This is a genomic window from Agrobacterium sp. CCNWLW155 (genome assembly GCF_036888815.1).
Classification (GTDB): Bacteria; Pseudomonadota; Alphaproteobacteria; order Rhizobiales; family Rhizobiaceae; genus Agrobacterium; species Agrobacterium radiobacter.
This window is the reverse complement of sequence record NZ_JBAKFW010000010.1, coordinates 1-18480: the sequence shown is the minus strand read 5'-3', so window position 1 is coordinate 18480 and position 18480 is coordinate 1. Positions and strand designations below refer to the sequence as shown.

General features: G+C 60.0%; 10 protein-coding genes. 7 read left to right on the top strand and 3 right to left on the bottom strand.

The annotated features are described in order from the left end of the window. Together V6S97_RS22740 and V6S97_RS22735 are read left to right on the top strand one after the other, a co-directional pair. On the top strand, positions 1 to 1785 hold the full coding sequence (locus V6S97_RS22740) for an IlvD/Edd family dehydratase (protein WP_080864123.1): 1785 nt from the start codon (positions 1 to 3) through the stop codon (positions 1783 to 1785). 124 nt (positions 1786 to 1909) lie between these two features. Continuing rightward, positions 1910 to 2884, top strand: coding sequence for a threonine ammonia-lyase (locus V6S97_RS22735; RefSeq protein WP_334427777.1), 975 nt, complete (start codon positions 1910 to 1912; stop codon positions 2882 to 2884). Positions 2885 to 2896: 12 nt separating this feature from the next. Here V6S97_RS22735 and V6S97_RS22730 read toward each other — a convergent pair whose 3' ends face one another. Beyond that, the gene (locus V6S97_RS22730) at positions 2897 to 4000 is read right to left on the bottom strand and encodes an NAD(P)/FAD-dependent oxidoreductase (protein WP_113083190.1); all 1104 of its coding nucleotides are present in this window, start codon (positions 3998 to 4000) and stop codon (positions 2897 to 2899) included. A gap of 229 nt (positions 4001 to 4229) precedes the next feature. On the opposite strand from V6S97_RS22730, the gene V6S97_RS22725 reads away from it, so the two are divergent. Then, positions 4230 to 4373, top strand: coding sequence for a hypothetical protein (locus V6S97_RS22725; RefSeq protein WP_003505150.1), 144 nt, complete (start codon positions 4230 to 4232; stop codon positions 4371 to 4373). Between the two features lie 76 nt (positions 4374 to 4449). Here the strand turns inward: V6S97_RS22725 and V6S97_RS22720 are convergent, their stop codons facing one another. Further along, the gene (locus tag V6S97_RS22720; RefSeq protein WP_162729130.1) at positions 4450 to 5628 is read right to left on the bottom strand and encodes a M20 aminoacylase family protein; all 1179 of its coding nucleotides are present in this window, start codon (positions 5626 to 5628) and stop codon (positions 4450 to 4452) included. Positions 5629 to 6204: 576 nt separating this feature from the next. Between V6S97_RS22720 and V6S97_RS22715 the strand changes: the two genes are divergently transcribed. Both V6S97_RS22715 and V6S97_RS22710 read left to right on the top strand, forming a co-directional pair. Next, positions 6205 to 14700, top strand: a complete 8496-nt coding sequence (locus V6S97_RS22715; protein WP_334427775.1) for a GH36-type glycosyl hydrolase domain-containing protein — start codon at positions 6205 to 6207, stop codon at positions 14698 to 14700. A 381-nt stretch (positions 14701 to 15081) separates the two neighbouring features. Continuing rightward, positions 15082 to 15309 (top strand): hypothetical protein, encoded by a 228-nt coding sequence (locus tag V6S97_RS22710; RefSeq protein WP_334427774.1) that lies wholly within the window; start codon positions 15082 to 15084, stop codon positions 15307 to 15309. Positions 15310 to 15421: 112 nt separating this feature from the next. Here V6S97_RS22710 and V6S97_RS22705 read toward each other — a convergent pair whose 3' ends face one another. Then, positions 15422 to 17188, bottom strand: a complete 1767-nt coding sequence (locus V6S97_RS22705) for a glucan ABC transporter ATP-binding protein/ permease (RefSeq protein ID WP_111794322.1) — start codon at positions 17186 to 17188, stop codon at positions 15422 to 15424. Between the two features lie 338 nt (positions 17189 to 17526). Between V6S97_RS22705 and V6S97_RS22700 the strand changes: the two genes are divergently transcribed. Both V6S97_RS22700 and V6S97_RS29230 read left to right on the top strand, forming a co-directional pair. Further along, complete coding sequence (locus V6S97_RS22700) at positions 17527 to 18264, top strand: helix-turn-helix transcriptional regulator (protein WP_003505141.1); 738 nt, start codon at positions 17527 to 17529, stop codon at positions 18262 to 18264. Positions 18265 to 18370: 106 nt separating this feature from the next. Then, positions 18371 to 18480: biotin carboxylase N-terminal domain-containing protein (locus tag V6S97_RS29230; RefSeq protein ID WP_442886098.1), on the top strand; the 110-nt coding region annotated here is incomplete at its 3' end.

The window sequence follows — 18480 nt, the reverse complement described above, 5'->3', positions numbered from 1 at the left end:
ATGAGCGACGACAAGACACCCATGCGCCGCCTGCGGTCCCAGGACTGGTTCGACAACCCTGACCATCTCGACATGACGGCGCTCTATCTGGAGCGCTTCATGAATTACGGTGTGACGCCGGAAGAACTGCGTTCCGGCAAGCCGGTTATCGGCATCGCCCAGAGCGGCAGTGACCTGACGCCCTGCAACCGCGTCCATGTGGAACTGGTCAAGCGGGTGCGTGACGGCATCCGCGATGCGGGCGGTATTCCCATCGAGTTTCCGACCCATCCGATGTTCGAGAACTGCAAGCGCCCGACGGCGGCGCTTGACCGCAATCTGGCCTATCTCAGCCTCGTGGAAGTGCTCTACGGTTACCCGCTCGACGGCGTCGTTCTGACCACGGGCTGCGACAAGACCACGCCTTCGGCGCTGATGGCGGCAAGCACCGTCGATATTCCGGCCATCGTTCTATCTGGCGGGCCGATGCTTGACGGGTATCATGACGGTGATCTCGTTGGTTCCGGTACCGTCATCTGGCGCATGCGCCGCAAATACGGCGCCGGTGAAATCACCCGCGAGGAATTTCTGCAGGCGGCGCTCGAATCCGCTCCTTCGGTCGGTCACTGCAACACCATGGGCACGGCTTCGACCATGAATGCCATTGCCGAAGCGCTCGGCATGTCGCTGACCGGCTGCGGCGCAATCCCGGCCGCTTACCGCGAACGCGGCCAGATGGCCTATCGCACCGGCCGCCGCGCCGTCGAACTGGTTGTCGAGAATATCAAGCCTTCCGACATCATGACGCGCGAGGCGTTTTTGAACGCGATCCGCGTCAATTCGGCAATCGGCGGATCGACCAATGCCCAGCCGCATCTGGCAGCAATGGCCAAGCATGCAGGCGTCGAGCTTCGTGAAGAGGACTGGCAGGTCCACGGTTACGACATTCCGCTGCTTGCCAATGTCCAGCCCGCCGGCAAATGGTTGGGCGAGAAATACCACCGCGCCGGCGGTACGCCCGCCATCATGTGGGAGCTTCTGCAAGCGGGCAAGCTCGAGGGAAGCTGTCCGACCGTGACCGGCAAAACGGTGGCGGAAAATCTGGACGGGCGGGAATCGACCGACCGCGACGTGATCTTGCCTTACGATAAGCCGCTCAAGGAACGGGCCGGGTTCCTCGTCCTCAAGGGCAATCTGTTTGATTTCGCCATCATGAAGACGAGCGTTATCTCGGCGGAATTCCGTCAGCGTTATCTGAGCGAGCCGGGCCGCGAGGGCATTTTCGAGGGCAAATGTGTGGTGTTCGATGGTTCGGAAGACTATCACGCCCGCATCAATGATCCATCTCTCGATATCGACGAACGCACCATTCTCGTCATTCGTGGTGCGGGGCCGCTCGGTTGGCCGGGTTCGGCTGAGGTCGTGAACATGCAGCCGCCGGATGCGCTCCTGAAAAAAGGCATCACCAGCCTGCCGACGATCGGCGATGGCCGGCAATCGGGAACGGCGGACAGCCCGTCGATCCTCAACGCCTCGCCGGAAAGTGCCGCAGGCGGCGGGCTGGCATGGCTCCGCACGGGCGATGTGATCCGCATCGACTTCAACAAAGGCGAGTGCAATGCGCTGGTGCCGGATGAGGAGCTTGCGGCCCGCAAGGCTGACGGCATTCCCGCTGTTCCCGCGGATGCGACGCCCTGGCAGCGCATTTATCGTCAGTCGGTGACCCAGCTTTCGGACGGCGCGGTTCTGGAAGGAGCTGCGGATTTCCGCCGGATCGCCGAGAAGATGCCCCGGCACAATCATTGATCGCACCTGACAAAAATCCCCGGCCACGTCCGGGGATTTTTCCTTTCGGACTGTTTCGCATTTGATTGCGACCTCCTAATGTATCCGCGAATCCGCGTTACATCCGCATTATCGAGGGCAGGACATGACAGATATTTCGATGATAGAGGCCGCGCGCGAGCGTATCGGCAACCATGCGGTGCGGACGCCATTGCTGTCGTCACCTTTTCTGGATGAGATTGCCGGGCGAAAGCTGTTCGTGAAGGCCGAATGCCTGCAGAGGACGGGTTCCTTCAAGTTTCGCGGCGGCTGGTCGGCCGTCTCCGGCCTGCCGGCGCAGGTGCGCGCCAAGGGCGTGATCGCCTTTTCCTCTGGCAACCATGCGCAGGGCGTGGCCCTTGCAGCCCGCCTGCACGACGTTCCCGCCGTCATCATCATGCCGTCGGATGCACCGAAGATCAAAATCGACAATACCCGCGCCTATGGCGCGGAGGTGGTGCTCTACGACCGGGCGAACGAAGATCGCGATGCCATCGGAGATCGCATTTCGCGCGAGCGTGGGCTGACACTGATCAGGCCCTATGACGAACCGCTGGTTATTGCCGGGCAGGGGACGGTGGGGCTGGAGATTGCCGAACAGGGCGCGGAGCTGGGTATCTATGCAGCCGAGGTTCTGGTGCCTTGCGGTGGCGGTGGCCTCACATCCGGCATCTCCCTTGCACTTGCGGCGAAAGCTCAGAACTACAAGGTCAGGACTTCAGAACCGGAGCGGTTCGACGATGTGGCCCGTTCCCTTGCCTCGGGCAAGATCGAGCGTAACGCCACGACCTCGGGTTCGATCTGCGACGCGATCGTCACGCCACAGCCCGGAAACATTACTTTCCCGATCATGGCGGAGCTTTGCGGAAAGGGCATTGCCGTGACCGAGGAGGAAGCGCTGCGGGCGATGGTTCTCGCCTTCAACCGGCTGAAGATCGTCGTCGAGCCCGGTGGTGCGGTGGCGCTGGCGGCGGCCCTCTTCCACGGCGATGAACTGGAGAGCGAAACGGTGATTGCAGTGGCTTCCGGCGGCAATGTCGATCCTGACATCATGGCGGGCGCGCTGTCCCGTTTCGGCTGAATGAGGTTGAGATCAAGCCTCGAGTCGCGCCGTGACCTCGTTGGTAATCGCCAGCGAGGCGGTCAGGCCGGGGCTTTCTATGCCGAAGAGATTGACGAGGCCGGCAACGCCGTGGCTTTCCGGCCCGTCAATGCGGAAATCCATGGCCGGTTCGTCCGGACCGGAAATCTTCGGCCGGATTCCGGAATAGGCCGGAATCAGCGCATGGTCGGGAAGGCCCGGCCAATAACGCCGTATCGCGTCGCCAAAACCCTCCATGCGGCGGGGATCAACGGTGTAGTCGATGGTGTCCACCCATTCCACATCCGGCCCGAAACGGGCCTGGCCGGCAAGATCGAGAGTGAGATGCACGCCAAGGCCATGGGTGTGAGGTGCGGGATAGATCAGCCGTGAAAAGGGCGACTTGCCGGCCAGCGAAAAATAGCTGCCTTTGGCAAAACGCGCCTGCGGGACCAAATCCTCCGACAATCCTTCGATCTTTCTTGCCACCATCGGCGCAACAAGCCCGGCGGAATTGACGAGCAGCCGGCATGTCAGGCTTGTGGGCTCCGCGCCGCCGACGTGAATCCGGAAACCATCGCCGATCACTTCTGCCTTTTCGAAGGGTGCGTTCAGGGCAAGGGCTGCGCCATGATCCTGCGCGTCGCCAAGGAGCGCCAACATATAACCATGGCTGTCGATAATGCCGGTCGAGGGCGATGTCAGGGCTGCGACGCAGGTGAGCGCGGGTTCGAGCAAGACTGCCTGTCGCTCATCGATCAGCTCAAGGTCGTCGCAACCGTTGGCTTTGCCTTTTTCGCGGAGGGTGGTGAGCATGGCCGTCTCTTCATCGCTCGCGGCGACGATGAGTTTGCCGCAGCGGCGATATGAGACGCCGTGGCTTTGACAGAAAGCATAGAGTCGCGCCTTGCCTTCCACGCAAAGCCGGGCCTTGAGGCTTCCGGCCGGATAATAGAGCCCGGCGTGAATGACTTCGCTGTTGCGGGAGGAAGTGGCCGAGCCGAATTCCTTTTCGCTTTCGAGGATGATGACGGAGAGGCCGCGCATCGCCAGCTCGCGTGCTGTCGCCAGTCCGATCACCCCGGCTCCGATGATGATGGCGTCGATATCCGTCATGGTCTTTTCCGTGCCCGCCGCTGGTTTTGAACGGAAATGCCCTCCAGCGCGTTGATCCCGGGCAATGGGTAGATTGATGCTTGCCGGTGGGCAAGTCGCAATCCGTATTTTTCCCGATGCGCCAATCTTATGGAATTTTATCTCTACTGAAACAGTGGGGAATAAAGCTATTCTCTACGTGAAATAAGCAATGCCTGCTTTGAAGGGCCGAGCAGGAAGGGAGTGCACAATGTCTTATTCCAAGGCAGGAAAAGTAAAAGACTTTGTCTCGCAGCCCCAGTCGCCGCGTAACTGGAAAGATTCGGTTCATGCGGCTCTTGTCGGCGTCTGCGTGGCGTTTGTCGCTGCCGTCATATTCGGTCTCGTTCCCTGATCCTCCCGACTTTCTCATCAGGGTATTTGAGAACAAAAGGCCGGTCGCTCCTCCGACCGGCCTTTTTCATGTCCATTCATGCCTTCAGGTAATCCTCGGCCAGATCAACCCAGAAAGCGGTTCCGATCGGCAGGATATCGTCGTTGAAATCGAATTTCGGATGGTGCAGCGGCGGGTCGTTGTCGGTGCGCGCGGTGCCGAGGAAAAAATAACAGCCGGGCCGCTTCTCCAGCATATAGGCGAAGTCTTCCGCGCCCATCGACGGGCGCTGCATCTCAGCCACCTTTTCAGTTCCGGCAAAGCGGCGGGCGAGATCGGCGACATAATCCGTTTCCGCCTTGTGGTTGACCGTTGCGTTATACCCGCGCTCGTAATCGATGGTGACGCTCATGCCATAGCTGGCCGCCTGGCCTTCGGCTATCGCCCGGATGCGCTTTTCCAGCTCATCGCGCACGCCCGGATCGAAGGAGCGGATGGTCAGCAGCATTTCCGCCGTCTCGGGAATCACATTGCTGGCAGCACCCGCATGGAACGCGCCAACGGTGACGACCGCCGACAACTGCGGATGGATATTGCGGGATACCACCGTCTGCAAGGCCATGATGATGCTCGCGCCGGCAACGATGGGGTCGGCCGCGTCCTGCGGCTCGGCGCCGTGGCCGCCGTAACCGTTGACGGTGATCTTGCACTCGTCGACAGCGGCGAGAATCGGCCCCTCGCGCAGCACGAATTGCCCGAAGGGCAGGCCGGGATCGTTATGCAGGGCAAAAACCGCATCGCAGGGAAAACGTTCGAACAGCCCGTCCTCGATCATGATTCTGGCGCCGCCGAAATTCTCTTCCGCCGGCTGGAAGATCAGATGCAGGGTTCCGTCGAAATTCTTGCGCTCAGCGATGATCTTTGCCGCGCCGAGCAGCATGGCGGTGTGGCCATCGTGGCCGCAGGCATGCATCACGCCCTGATTGGCGCTTGCATAATCCGCCCCCGTCTCTTCGTGGATCGGCAGGGCGTCGATATCGGCGCGGATGCCGAGCGTGCGCGTGCTGTCGCCATTGCTGAGCGTGGCGACGATACCGGTGCCGGCGAGCCCGCGCGTCACCTCATAACCCATTTCCACCAATTGCCCGGCAATGAAGTCCGAGGTTTTGAACTCCGAAAGACCGATTTCCGGATTGCGGTGCAGGTGGCGGCGTATGGCCACCACATCCGGCATATGGTTGGCAAAGGATGCGATATTCGCGGTCTGTTTCGTCATTTTCAGAATCCCGGGTTTGGCCGTTTTTTCCGGCGTCTTTCCCAAAGGACATATCAGCATATTTATGTATTCTAAAGTGTCGTTATCGGCGCGGAAATGGCCTGAAATTCAGCGCTTGCATCGTGCCGCGACAGGTGGCATGGAACTATTGACGTCCTGGGGCATTAGCTTCTTTCGGATGTAGCGCGGACAGTCTCGGTTCCGCGTTGCCCTTCAGGTTGTCAACGGGGGATTATCGACGTTGCGCGAACAATTTTCGCCGTCGGGGAGGGTGCGAAATTCGGTCGGAACGGCATTGCCGGGCCGCAGGATGCCATTTTCTTCCTGTTATCGAAAATCTCCTGTCCGCACCGATCTGCGGTTTTCCGATCGTATCGGAATAATTTCACTGCAACATGCTGCACCTGCGGATACCACCCGCCTGACGATTCGTTCCGCACGGCGTCCGGTCCGGTTCACCGAAGGTTCAGGATAAGTCATAAATATAGCGTGGCCTGATTTTCGTATGTGTTCCCGCCATGGACGAAATGCCGGTCAAGTCGAACAAGTTTCCCTAAAGTTCAGAATACGAGCCCGATGTCATTTCATATTACCCCGACCGCCGCCGCCCGTGATTCCGAGACGAAGCAGATCGATCATAACGATTCGATCCGCGCGTCCTATATGACGGTCGAGGAACTGCATGATGCGGGCGCCGCGCTTTCGCGCGATGGCGCCGACAGCCTTCCCGGCTTCATGGAGTTCGATTTCTTCGAACGTCATCGTGAGAACGAGAAGGAAATTCTGCGGGTCTACCGCACAACGGCGGTCGACGCGGAAAATGGCGCGACGATAACGCCGGCGGCGGAATGGCTGCTCGACAATCACTACGTCATCGAAGAGGCGATCCAGGAAGTCCGCCGCGATTTTCCGCGCAAGTTCTATCGCCAGCTGCCGACGATGACGGTGGGCGGTGTGACGATCCCGCGGGTCATGGCGCTCGGCTGGCTTTATGTCGCCCATACCCACAGCACGGTTTCGCGCGAGAACATGACGGCGCTGGTGGATGGCTACCAGACCTCAAAGACGCTGCAGATCGGCGAATTGTGGGCGCTGCCGTCGATCATCCGTTTTGTCCTCATCGAAAATCTTCGCCGCATCTCCATCCGTGTGGAGCGTTCGCGCCGCATGCGCCAGAAGGCGAACGAGGTCGTTGACGAGATCATTCGTCTCAACGATGCGGAGGCCTCCGCGGCCCTTTTGAAGCAGGTCGATACGCTGGTCGACGACCCGACTTTCGCAACGCAATTCCTTTATCGTCTCCGCAACGGCTCCCAGACATCGGGTTTTGCGGTGGCATGGCTCGAAGAGCGCCTGCATGCTGCCGGCACGGACGCCGAAAACGTCATGATGTCGGAACATAACCGTCTTGCATCCGGCAACGTGACGATGGGCAACATCGTCAAGAGCCTGCGCGAAATCGACGATACCGAATGGTCGGTGTGGTTCGAGGAAGTCAGCCACATCGACAAGGTTCTGCGCGAAGAGACCGATTACGAAACGCTCGATTTCGGTTCGCGAAACACCTACCGCAATACTATCGAACTTCTGGCGCGCCGTTCTCCCAAGACTGAAGTTGAGGTTGCGCGTGCCGCTGTCGAAATGGCGCGCGCTGATACGCCTGTGGAGGCGGACGAGACACATCCCGTCAATGTCGGCTCCGTGCTCGTGGGCCAGCGTCGTTTCGAGCTTGAGAAGGCGCTGGGTTACCGGCCTTTGGTGTCGCAGCGTATCGTCCGGGCGATGCGCAAGTTCAACTGGCTTGCGATTGCGGCGCCGGTGTTTCTAATCACCGCGCTCGCCATGCTCGCCGTTGGCTGGTTCCTGGCGCAGGCGGGCATGCCCTGGTATGTGGTGACCGCCTTCCTGCTGATGTTCGCATTGCCGGCATCCGAGGGCGCGACCGGCCTCTTCAACACGCTCGTCACCTTCTTTGTGAAGCCGTTCCGGCTGGTCGGATACGAGTTCAAGAACGGCATTCCGCAGGACGCCCGCACGCTGGTTGCCGTGCCCTGCATGCTGACCAGCCGCGACAGTGTCGATGAGATGATGCGCAATATCGAGGTGCATTATCTCGCCAATCCGCATGGCGAGATCTATTTCTCGCTGGTGAGCGACTGGCGCGATGCGCAGTATGAACAGTCCGACGATGACCTCGAAATTCTCGATTATGCCAAGCGTGAGCTTGCGGCGCTGAACAGCCGTTATGCCTTTGACGGCAAGACGCGCTTTTACCTGCTACACCGCCGCCGCATCTACAATTCGGCTGAAGGCTGCTGGATGGGCTGGGAGCGCAAGCGCGGCAAGCTGCATGAGCTGAACATGCTGCTGCGCGGCGACAAGGATACAACGTTCCTGGGCGGCGCCAATGTCGTGCCGGAGGGCGTGAAATACGTCATGACACTGGATGCCGATACGCGCCTGATGCGCGATGCGGTGACCAAGCTCGTGGGCAAGATGCACCACCCGATCAATCGTCCGGTGATCGACCCGGTGTCCGGACGGGTTGTCGAAGGCTACGGTCTGCTGCAGCCGCGCGTAACGCCCTCGCTCACCACCGGCAAGGACGCATCCGTTTTCCAGCGGGTCTTCTCGATCAACCGCGGTATCGATCCTTACGTCTTCACCGTTTCCGACGTCTATCAGGACCTGACGTCCGAGGGCACCTTCACCGGCAAGGGCCTTTACGACGTGGATGCCTTTGAGGCGGCGCTGAAGGGCCGGATCGAGGAAAACTCCATTCTCAGCCACGATCTGCTCGAAGGCTCCTTCGCGCGCTGCGCGCTGGTGACCGACGTGGAGCTGGTCGAGGATTTCCCGACCCGTTACGAGGTTGAAGTGTCGCGCCAGCATCGCTGGGCGCGTGGCGACTGGCAGCTTCTGCCCTTTATCCTCGATCGTGCCCGTGGCGTTACCGCGATCGGCCGCTGGAAGATGGTCGATAACCTGCGTCGCTCGCTGACGCCGATCGCCTGGTTCTTCGCTTCGATCCTCGGCTGGTATTTCATGGACCCACTGGGCGCGCTGATCTGGCAGATTTTGCTGATCTTCTCGCTGTTCGTAGCCCCCACGCTTTCCCTGCTCTCCGGCCTCGTGCCCCGCTCCACCGATATCGTGCCGCAGGCGCATTTTCACACCATCTGGTCGGAAATCCGCGCGACCAACGCACAGGTGGCGCTGCGCATCGTCTTCATCGCCGATGCCGCCTGCATGATGACGGATGCTATTGCCCGCTCGCTTTACCGCCTGCTCGTCAGCCACAAGCTGATGCTGGAATGGCGTACCGCCGCCAGCATGCAGTCGAGCGCGCAGGGCAGCATCATCGATTATTATCGACAGATGTGGCATGCGCCCGTAGTGGCGATGCTCGGCCTGCTGTTCGCGGCGCTGCCGGGTGACAATGCCTTCCTGATCGGCATTCCCTTCACGCTTCTCTGGGTTCTGTCGCCTGCCGTTGCCTGGTATGTCAGCCAGTCGGCTGAAACCGAAGACCGGCTGTTCGTTTCGGAACACGTCTCCTTCGAGCTTCGCAAGATCGCGCGCCGCACATGGCGTTATTACGAGGCCTTCGTGACGCCGCAGGAAAACCACCTGCCGCCTGATAACTTCCAGGAAACGCCGGAGCCGATCGTCGCATCGCGTACGTCGCCCACCAATATCGGCGTCTACCTGCTCTCCATCATTTCGGCGCGCCAGTTCGGCTGGATCAGCTTTGCCGATACTCTGGAGCGGATCGAGAACACGATCCAGACCGTCGAGAAGATGGAGAAACATCGCGGCCATCTCTACAACTGGTACCATACGGACACGTTGCAGACGCTTGGACCCCGCTACGTTTCGGCGGTGGACAGCGGCAACCTCGCCGGTCACCTGATTGCGGTTTCGTCTGCCTGCCGCCAGTGGGCAGAAGCGCCTTCCGCGCATCTTCAGGGTAATCTCGACGGTATCGGCGATCTCGCCGGCATTCTGCGCGAAACGCTGAAAGCGCTGCCTGACGACCGCAAGAACCTGCGTCCGCTGCATCGCCGCCTCGAAGAACGCATCATCGGTTTTTCGAACGCTCTTGCCTCGGTCAAGCGCGAGCATGAATTCGCATCGATCCGCGTCATCAATCTTGCGGTACTCGCGCGCGACATCCAGAAGCTCGCTACGAATGTCGATCACGAAGTGAAGTCTGCGCAGAGCGCGGAAGTGACCCGCTGGGCGCAATTGCTCGTGGATTGCTGCGAGGCGCATATTTCAGACAGCGCCATCGACCTCACCAATATGGAGCCGCTACGCCAGCGTCTTGCATCGCTGCGCGACCGCAGCCGCAACCTCGCTTTCTCGATGGATTTCACGTTCCTTTATCGCAAGGATCGCCGTCTTCTGTCGATCGGCTACCGCGTCGAAAGCAAGGAACTGGACGAGGCCTGCTACGACCTTCTGGCGTCCGAATGCCGCCTGACCAGCCTGTTTGCCATCGCCAAGGGCGATCTGCCGACCGAGCACTGGTACCGTCTCGGCCGCCAGGTCGTGCCGATCGGTGCGCAGGGCGCGTTGGTCTCCTGGTCGGGTTCGATGTTCGAATATCTGATGCCTCCGCTCGTCATGCAGGAGCGTCAGGGTGGCATTCTCAACCAGACCAACAATCTGATCGTCAAGGAACAGATGAACCACGGCCGCCGTCTCGGCACGCCATGGGGCATTTCCGAAGCGGCGTTCAACGCCCGCGATCACAACATGAACTACCAGTACACCAACTTCGGCGTGCCGACGCTTGGTCTCAAGCGCGGCCTTGGCCAGAATGCAGTGATCGCGCCCTATGCGTCGATCCTCGCCAGCCAGTACGATCCTGATGGTGCGCTTGAGAACCTCGACAAGCTGCGCAAGCTTGGCGCGCTTGGCCAGTACGGCTTTCATGATGCGGTGGATTTCACACCGACACGTGTGCCTGATGGTAAGGTCTGCGCGGTGGTCTACAACTATTATGCCCACCACCACGGCATGTCGATTGCGGCCGTCGCCAACGTCGCTTTCGATGGCGTGCTGCGCGAACTCTTCCATTCCGATCCGGTGATTGAAGCGGCCGAACTGCTGTTGCAGGAAAAGGCACCGCGCGAAGTGCCCGTCATGAGCGCGAAATACGAGCCGGAAACCCCCGGCAAGGAACAGGCGGACCTGTTGCGTGCGGAAGTGCGCTCCATCGTCGACCCGGCCGCGCGCGACCGCGAAGTGGTGTTCCTTTCGAACGGCCATTATTCGACGATGCTCACCTCTACGGGTGCCGGTTATTCGAAGTGGAACGGTCAGGCGATTTCCCGCTGGAAGGCCGATCCGACCGAAGACCGCTGGGGCACCTTCATCTTCCTGCGCGACACCACCAACGGACAATGGTGGAGTGCGACGGCAGAGCCGCGTGTTATCGAAGGCGAAAAGACCAAGACGATCTTCACCGACGACAAGGCCGAGTTCCACAAGACCACCGGCGATCTGCAGAGCGTGGTCGAATGCATTGTCGCCACCGAGCACGATGCCGAAGGCCGCCGCGTCACGCTGCTCAATGTCGGTTCCGAGGATCGCTATATCGAAGTGACCTCCTATATGGAGCCCGTCATTGCGTCTGAAGATGACGACAACGCCCATCCGCTGTTCTCGCGCATGTTCGTGCAGACCGAGATTGGCCGCCGCGGTGATGTCATCCGCGCCTGGCGCAACCGTCGCAGCCCGAACGAGCCCGGCACCGTCATCGCGCATCTTGCCGCCGACAATGCCGGCCCGTCGCGCCCGACGGAATTCGAGACCGATCGTGCCAAGTTCATCGGCCGCGGCCGCTCGCTGCGCGAAGCGGCGGCTTTCGATGCCGGTGCGACGCTTTCCAGCAACGACGGCTTTACGCTTGATCCGATCCTGTCCTTGCGCCGCACCGTACGCGTGCCGGCGGGCAAGAAGGTGAGCGTGATTTTCTGGACGATTGCCGCGCCAAGCCGCGAGGAGGTCGACAAGGCGATCGACCGTTATCGTCATCCGGACGCGTTTGCCCATGAACTCGTGCACGCCTGGACACGCACGCAGGTGCAGATGCGCCATGTGGGCGTCACCTCGCAGCAGGCGGCCGCCTTCCAGCATCTCGGCCGTTATCTGACCTATCCGGACATGCATCTGCGTGCGGATTCGGAAACGCTGAAAACCGGCCTTGCCTCGCAGCGTGCTTTGTGGCCGCTCGCGATTTCAGGCGATTTCCCGATCTTCAGCCTGCGCATCAACGACGATATGGACATGGATATCGCCCGTGAGGCGCTGAGCGCCCATGAATATCTGCGCTCACGCGGCGTGATCTTCGATCTCGTTATCGTCAACGAACGGGCTGCATCCTATGCACAGGACATGCAGCATGCGCTGGATCATATTTCCGAGGCGCAGCGCCGCATCAATCCTGCCGATGGCGGTCGTCCGCACGTCTTCTCCGTGCGCCGCGACCTGATGGACGAAGAGACGTGGAGCGCGCTTCTCGCCGCTTCCCGCGTCGTTCTCCACGTGCGCAACGGCAAGATTGTCGACCAGATCAACCGTGCGGTCTCGCTGTTTGCGGCCCATCGCGGCCCCGATGGCACAAGCGACGCTGCGCAGGCCCGTCTGCCGGTACCGTCCTTCCCGGTTGCGGAACAGGTCGAAGATGCGGGTGATCTCGATTTCTGGAACGGTTTTGGCGGCTTCGCCAAGAACGGCCAGGAATATGTTGTGCGCCTCAATGGCGGGCAGTCCACACCGCATCCGTGGATCAACGTCATCTCGAACGAGAGTTTCGGCTTCCACATTTCGGCCGAAGGCGCCGGTTTCAGCTGGAGCCGCAATTCGCGCGACTATCAGCTGACGCCCTGGAGCAACGATCCGGTCGTCAACCGGCCGGGTGAGGCCTTCTATGTCGCCGATGTGGAGACAGGAAAGCTCTATACGCCCTGCGCCGCGCTGTCGCGCGATCCGGAAGCCATGTTCGAAACCCGCCATGGCCTGGGTTACTCCGTGCTGACAGGCGTGGCCGATACACTTGAAGTCGAAGTGACACAGACCGTTGATCGCGAAAAACCGGTCAAGTTCTCGCAGGTCATCGTTCGCAACAAGGGTTCAAAAAGCCGGCGCCTGAAGGTCTATGCCTATGTGGAATGGGTGCTGGGCAACAATGCCCAGAAATCCGCGCCGTTCATTCTGAGCAGACACGATGCCGGCAGCAATGCGATCTTCGCGTCGAACCCCTACAGCATCGACTATAGCGCCCGCACGGCGTTCCTGACGCTTGACAGCGAGGCGAGCGGCTTCACCACCAGCTGCCGGGAATTCATCGGCCGCTTCGGTTCGGCACAGGCCCCGCAGGGCATCGTGTCGGGTAGCGCACTCAGCGGCAGCACCGAGGTCGATGGCGATCCCTGCGCCGCGCTGATGCAGGAAATCCATCTGAAGCCCGGTGAAGAACGGCACATGACCTTCATTCTCGGCGATGCCGACAATGCGGAAGAGGCCGAAGCGCTGGTGAAGGATGTTCGCAACGCGGACTTCCAGACGGTGCTGGACGAGAGCAGGGCGTTCTGGACGGGCTTTACCGGCCAGTTGCAGGTTTCCACGCCGGATGCCGGTTTCAACCACATGGTCAACAACTGGCTGCCCTATCAGGCGCTGGCGTGCCGCATTCTGGCGCGCACGGCCTTTTACCAGTCGAGCGGCGCCTTCGGCTTCCGCGACCAGCTTCAGGATACGCTGGCCTTCCTGCTCTACCAGCCGGATCTCGCCCGCAAGCAGATCCTGCGTGCAGCCGGTCGTCAGTTCCCGGAAGGCGATGTGCAGCACTGGTGGTTGCCGCTGACCGGTGCCGGTGTTCGCACCACCATCTCGGATGACGTGGTCTGGCTTGCTTATGCAATCGACCAATATGTCTCGGCCACGGGTGATGTCGCGATCCTCGATGAAAGCATCCCCTTCCTGAAGGGTGCCGCATTGATGCCCGGCCAGCATGATGCTTTCTTCCAGCCGGAGACCAGCGACAGATCTGCTACGCTTTACGAACATGCGGCGCTGGCGCTTGATCTCGCCATTCATCGCACCGGCGAAAATGGTCTGCCGCTGATCCTCGGCGGCGACTGGAACGATGGCATGAACCGCGTCGGTGTCGGCGGCAAGGGCACCAGCGTCTGGCTCGGCTGGTTCCTTTCCGGGGCGTTGCGCGATTTCATCGCGATTGCGGAGAAGCGTGGCGATGCCGACCGCGTCGGCAAATGGGCATCGCATCGGGAAAGGCTGCGCAACGCGCTGGAAACAGCGGGTTGGGATGGCAGCTATTACCGGCGCGGTTATTTCGATGACGGCACGCCGCTCGGTTCGGCCGAAAGCGAGGAGTGCCGGATCGATTCTCTTGGCCAGAGCTGGAGCGTTCTCTCCGGCGAAGGCGAAGAGGGTCGGTCGCGGCAGGCCATGGATGCCGTCATGGAGCATCTGGTCGATGAGCAGACCGGCATTATCAGGCTGTTCACGCCGCCCTTCTCGCGTGCACCGCATGATCCGGGCTACATCAAGGGATATCCGCCGGGCGTGCGTGAAAACGGCGGGCAATATACCCATGCCGCAACCTGGGTGGTTCTTGCCCTCGCCAAGCAGGGTAGGGCGCAGGAGGCATGGAACTGCTTCAAGCTGCTCAACCCGGTCAATCATGCGCTCGATGCGGCATCGTCAGAAACCTATCGGGTCGAACCCTATGTGGTGACCGCGGATGTTTACGGTGAAGGTGCTTATGCGGGCCGTGGCGGCTGGAGCTGGTACACGGGTTCGGCCGGCTGGCTCTACCGCGCAGCGGTCGAGGGTATTCTCGGCATCACCCGCACCGACGGCAAGCTGCATATTGCGCCGTCTCTGCCGGAGGACTGGAGCGGTTTCTCGGTGAAGATCACGCTCGACGGGAAGGCAAGGGACATCGCCGTCAGCCGCAAGGCCGGTGGGGCGGAAGTCTCCGTATCCGTCGATGGCAAGGCTTTGTCGGCAGGCGACAGGGTGATCCCCTTCGACTGAGACTCAGGTCTCTGTTCGCTTTAAATTCAGGCTCCTGTGGTGACGCAGGGGCCTGAATTTTTTGTGGGCTAGCTTGGCTTGCGACTTTGCATATCCGCCGGATCATGGCCCGGAAGCCCGGTCTCCTTCGCAGCCATCGGCCGAAAGGTCCTGCGGCACCAAGATGGTCGTGCAGGCGAAGGCCTTCACGGCGCAGTGCCTGGTTGTCCGGTCCGACCGGTTGTCAATCTTTTCAGGCAGCAGTTGTGAGTGATCAATTACTAAAAACAGGTAACGGCAGGAATCCGTCGTGTATGGTCGGTTTCAGGAATAGCACGCAGGAATCTTGATTGGTCTCCGCGTGTTTCGCGATATTCCCGGTCGATCGGAAAGGGAGTTACCTTGCAATTCACCACCTCTTTCACAGAATCTGCGCTGGCGGTGTTGCTCGCCATTCTTTCCCTGGCGTTGTCGTGTTGGTTGGCGCGCTACCCACGGAAGACGAGCGTCGGAGTAACGCTTGGCGTGGTGCTCGGAGTTTTCCTGACTAATCTCGCAGCAGGTATGTTGTTTTTCTGGGAAATGTCATCCCATTCGGGCAGATCGATTTTTGGCTGGCAGATTCCTTGACCGAAATTCTCCGATAGGAGACCCGTGATCTGGCGCCGCCGTCGGGAAGCGGGCAAAGAAAAAGGGCGGACAACATGCTGTCCGCCCTGTCTTCATTCTGTCAGCCAAACACTCAGGAAGCTATGGCCTTTGGCCGGGGTTGCTGGCCTTCATCTTCCGTCAGCAGGCCGCTGGTGCGCAGCAGCGAGGTGAAGCGTCCGCCGCGCTGGCTCAGCTCATCGAAAGTACCCTTTTCGATGATCCGGCCCTGATCGAGGAAGAGAACGAGATCGGCATCGCGGACCGTGGAAAGGCGGTGGGCGATGATGAAGGTCGTACGGTTCTTTCTCAGCGCGTCGACAGCGGCCTTCACGCGAGCTTCCGTTTCCACGTCCAGCGCACTGGTCGCTTCGTCCAGAACCAGAATGGGAGCGTTCTTCAGGATGGCGCGTGCAATGGCGATGCGCTGACGCTCGCCACCGGACAGGCGGTTGCCGCGTTCACCGACCTGGGTCAGATAGCCGTTGATACGGCTGTCGATGAAATCCGTTGCCGCTGCCGCTGCCGCTGCCTCCACCACTTCCGCATCCGTTGCCGATTCACGGCCGAGACGGATGTTTTCGCGGATGGAGCGGTTTAGAAGCCCGGCATCCTGGAACACGGTGGCGATGGAGTTGCGGAGCGAGTTTTTCGTCACCGTCGAAATATCGGTTCCATCGATCAGGATCTGGCCGGAATCGGGGTCGTAAACCCGCTGCAGCAGATTGATGAGCGTGGTCTTGCCGGCGCCCGTCGGTCCGACGATCGCAATGGTCTCACCGGCCTTGGCCGTGAACGAAACGTCGTGAACGCCCTGCTTGGTATTGGCGAAACCGAAATTGATGTGACGGAATTCCACGGTGCCGGAGACATTCGACAATTCGCGGGCATCGCCCGGCTCTTCCCGTTCCTTGACAGAATCTTCCAGAACGAAGAAATCCTCAAGCTTGGCGCGGGCTTCGAAAATCTGCGTCACGAATTGCCGCATCTGATCCAGACGGCCAATCAGGAGATTGGCAAAACCGATGAAGGCGATGACGTCACCGACGCGCAATTCGCCGTTCTTGACCAGAACGGTACCGATGACGAGGATGATCATCATCGAAACGGTGGAGGCCGTGCGGTTCAGAGCACTCGCAAAGGCCCACCAGTCCAGCACCGGATATTGTGCGCTCAAGAGCTTTTCAGTGAAGGATTTCAGCGCCTTCGTTTCAGCCTCGATGCGGTTGTAGCTGTGCAGCACCGACACGTTGCTGATGGAATCGCTGACATGGGCAAAAACGCTGTGATAGTGCTCTTCAACCGAAGCCTGGCCGTCCTTGGTGCGGCCCATGACCCACTTGCCGATGAACCAGTAGACGATGCCGAGGCCAATCAGAACGAAGCTGAGGCGCATGTCCATGGACATGGCGGTCGGCACAAGCAGCACCAGCGCGACGAAAGTGGCCAGATGCGTGCGCATGAATTCGAGCCAGAGGCCAAACAGCGTTTCGCTGGCGCGCAGCAGCGTGTGGAGGGCGTTCGACGTGCCGCGCTGATGGTGCCAGGAGAGCGGCATCGAGATGATGCGCCCAAAGGCTTCCGTCAGCAGCGAAGCGCGCCGGCCATGGGCCAGCCGGTCGGCCTCGCGGGCGACCGCGACATAAGCGACGGTGTTGAAGACGCCAAAACCCGCCCACAGAATGAGAATGGGCGTGACATTGGAGCCAGAAGAGATGGCGTCAATGATCCGGCCGAACAGTACGGGTTCGGCGATGGTGATCGCTGCAAGAATGACGTTGGCAATGACGACCACCGTCACACGCCATTTATGAACGGTCAGATAGCGCAGAGCGCGTGTATAAACCTGAAACAAGGTCAAATTTTCAATCCAGTCCGTGCGTCTTTTCAAGCGGTTTATTGTTCGGCCTCAACGCCATGCTACTTTAGCAAGGTTGCATGAGACGGCGAATTTTGTGTAATTATCGCTCTTTCTGTCTGAATGGCGGCTTAACAGATTGACCGCGCGTGCGAACCGAAAAAACCGAACCCGATGTTTCCCGGGGCCTGCCGTCACAAGATTTAGCATCTTCGTTTCAGGGATTGATAACGACGATATGTTCAATCTCAACCGACCGGCGCCCGAGTAACATGACGTCATCGCGGGACCATGTCCTCCGTGTCATTCCCTTCAAGCCAAGCTCCGGACCCCGTGTCTTTATGCATGATATTCTTCACTTCATCTCAGCGTGTTACCAGGCGGGAAGCGCCGACCGCGTTCGCTCCGAATTTGCAACGCTCATTCGCGAATACGGTTTCGAATATTTTCTCGTCAGCAGGCGGATGACCGGGGAGATCGCCTCCAGTGGACACATTCTCGCGCAACATCTGCCCGAAGGCTGGCTGGAGGTCTACAGGGCCAAGAAATACAATCTCGTCGATCCCGTCCGCAAGGTGATCGGCATGGTGCACAAGCCGTTTCAATGGAAGGAAGCGCTTGAGGGCCTGCCGCGTGCGATGCATCGCAAAAGGGCGAGCGTCTTTTTCCACGATGCCGGACGTTACGGTCTGCAGGGCGGCTATGCCTTTCCCGTGCACGGTCGTGCGGGATTCATCGGTGCGGTCTTCATTGGCGGTCAGGATCGGCAATTGCCCTCCTTGCAGGTGGAGCTGCTTGATGCTGCCACGCGTGCCGTGTTCTGGCGCCTGCTCGATCTTTCCGGGCAGGCTCATGGCTTCAGCAATGCCCCCGACGTTTCCGCTCTCGAGCTTACGAGGCGCGAAATGGAGGTGCTGACGCTGATGGCAGACGGCATGACCTCGACGGAAATCGGACGTCAGCTATCGATCTCCAACCACACGGTCGACTGGTATATCAACGGAATCCAGCGCCGTTTCAGCGCCAAGAACCGACAGCACACCGTAGCGCTTGCTTTTCGTCATGGATTGCTGAGCTAGCGCAAACAGGACAGTTCTCGCCGGAATTGCCCTTTCCAAGACCGGGTTTTGCTGCTTAATTCCGCAGTGCAGCAGAAGTTTTGTTTTGGCGTGTGGGGAGACCGTCTTGAAGATATCGAAAATACTTGTTGCCAACCGATCCGAAATTGCGATCCGCGTTTTCCGGGCAGCGAATGAGCTTGGGATTAAAACCGTTGCGATTTGGGCGGAAGAGGA